The 1216-nt window shown below is 68.3% G+C and carries 2 protein-coding genes; one reads left to right on the forward strand and one right to left on the reverse strand.

The genetic code is table 11. The features are described 5' to 3' along the window. Positions 1-18: 18 nt before the first annotated feature. Positions 19-363 carry a hypothetical protein gene (locus tag ON32_RS23460; RefSeq protein ID WP_040793191.1) on the forward strand — a complete coding sequence of 115 codons (345 nt, stop codon included), beginning with the start codon at positions 19-21 and terminating at the stop codon, positions 361-363. Between the two features lie 241 nt (positions 364-604). Here the strand turns inward: ON32_RS23460 and ON32_RS23465 are convergent, their stop codons facing one another. Then, the gene (locus ON32_RS23465) at positions 605-1072 is read right to left on the reverse strand and encodes a hypothetical protein (protein WP_040793192.1); all 468 of its coding nucleotides are present in this window, start codon (positions 1070-1072) and stop codon (positions 605-607) included. Positions 1073-1216 lie beyond the last annotated feature (144 nt).

Consider the following 1216-nt stretch of genomic DNA (forward strand, 5'->3'; position numbering starts at 1 on the left):
AACGAAAGGTAATTCACCATGCCCGAGACGATTCAGCGATTCCCCGCCGACCGACCGCGCCGTACGGTCATGGTCCGGCGTGCGCCGATGGTGTTCGCCGCATTGCCGCCGATCGAGGCCGCCCCGCCCCTGGTCGAGTTCGACCCCGCCGCCGAGGACGGGGCCGCGTTCGGGTTCTGGACGCAATGCGACGGCTGCGACCATCCATTCGGCGCGACGGACGGTGCGCTGGCGCTGGCCGAGTCTCCGGCCGCCGCCATCGATTACGCGATAGCCGAATGCGGCGGGCACGTCGACCCCACGGACGGCGAGCTGATATGCGGGCCATGCTGGACCGACTACCGCGCCGCGCTCGCCGGGTGAGACAGCGGGAACCGGCCGGGACCTGGCCGGCCGGTTCCTGGCCGGCCGGTTCCGTCTCGGGGGTCGCATGCGCAGATGCGGTGGGGTCCGGAGGTGGCCGTCGCCGCGCCGCGGGCCGAGGGAGCGGCCGAGACGCCGATCCGCCACCGCCCCGGCTCATGTGGGGCAGGGGCAGGCGAAGGGCCGGGCGATTCGCCCGGCCCTTTGTTTTCGGCGCTCTTCGGGTCGACGTGCGCAAGGTTTAGCGGCTTCGGCCCTGCGGCTCCTGCCGTCGATGCTCCGGCCTCTGTCGGCGGCGTCGGTCCCGCTCCGATTTCGAGCGGTCGAGGGCCTTGAGGGCCTCGCGGAGGATATCCGAGCGCAGGCGGCTCAATTCTTCAGGATCTCCGCGCAGTCGCCGCTTCTCGCGAGCGTGCAATTCCTGGGCGGCGGCGTTGGCGACGCGATCGTAATGGTCGGCTTTGTCTCGGTGTGTCGGGTTGGGTGTGGCCGGTCGGGCGGCGGGCGGCGTATTCCTCCATCGCTCGGCTTCTTTTTCGTCGCGGTCGCGTTCGCGTTCGGCCGCTTGTGCGTACATCCGCCTGATCATGGCCAGTTCGTCTCTTGTCGCCGGTCGGGGGGTGACCATCTCGCCGTCGATCTCGACCGGTCCGCGGTCGAACGCTCGCCGGATCGTCCCGTCCGGGAGGTCGATCACCAGAATTTCCATCGCGGTCTCCGTCTTCCGTCTCCGTCTCTGTCTGTCCCACACCTCGTGTGTAGCATTGATGCTACACTATTCTGTAGTATTGATGCTACAGATGAGGAGGGTTTCGATGATCGACCCCGCCGTGGTCTTCGCCGCCGTGTTCGG

It is taken from the genome of Nocardia paucivorans NBRC 100373, from assembly GCF_000308675.1.
Taxonomy (GTDB): Bacteria; Actinomycetota; Actinomycetes; order Mycobacteriales; family Mycobacteriaceae; genus Nocardia; species Nocardia paucivorans.

What these genes read in the sequence shown, in the direction of transcription:
- ON32_RS23460 (WP_040793191.1), top strand. Translation starts at nt 19, where the DNA reads ATGCCCGAGACGATTCAGCGATTCCCCGCCGACCGACCGCGCCGTACG.
- ON32_RS23465 (WP_040793192.1), bottom strand. Translation starts at nt 1,072, where the DNA reads ATGGAAATTCTGGTGATCGACCTCCCGGACGGGACGATCCGGCGAGCG.